The 535-nt window shown below is 43.7% G+C and carries 1 protein-coding gene; it reads right to left on the reverse strand.

Going from position 1 to position 535, the window contains the following annotated elements; translation table 11 throughout:
* A partial coding sequence (locus A3761_RS08450) for a SpoVR family protein (protein WP_197472982.1) occupies window positions 1-508 on the reverse strand: 508 nt, incomplete at its 3' end.
* Between the last annotated feature and the right edge of the window lie 27 nt (window positions 509-535).

A 535-nucleotide genomic window follows, 5' to 3' on the forward strand; every position in this document is an offset into this window, starting at 1 on the left:
CGACGCCATAACGGCCTTCACACTTTGCAATATAGTTTTTGGCGAACAGAAGGTAGTCTATTATTGCGCTGGCATCGGTCCAGGTGCGGAACAGGTAGTTGCCTTTGAAAAAAGAGTTATGACCATATGATGCATGCGCGATGACTAAGGCCTGCATCATCAAGGTATTCTCTTCCATCAAGTAAGCGATACATGGGTTAGAGTTAATAACGATCTCATAGGCGAGCCCCATTTGGCCGCGCTTATAACCTTTTTCGTTTTGTAGGAACTGTTTCCCGTAAGACCAGTGATAATAGCCTAGAGGCATACCGACCGAGGAATAGGCATCGAGCATTTGCTCAGAGCTAATCACTTCAATTTGGTTAGGGTAGGTGTCTAGCTTATATTCTTTTGCTATGTCTGAAATGGCATCATCAAAGCGTTCTAGCTGTTCAAATGACCATTCCGAGCCAGTCGCAATATAACTCTTTTTACGCTCTTCATTTTGTTTGTTGTCTTTATCTGTCATGCCGGCTTCCTCTGAAATAATTCGTGG

Source organism: Oleiphilus sp. HI0123, from assembly GCF_001635315.1.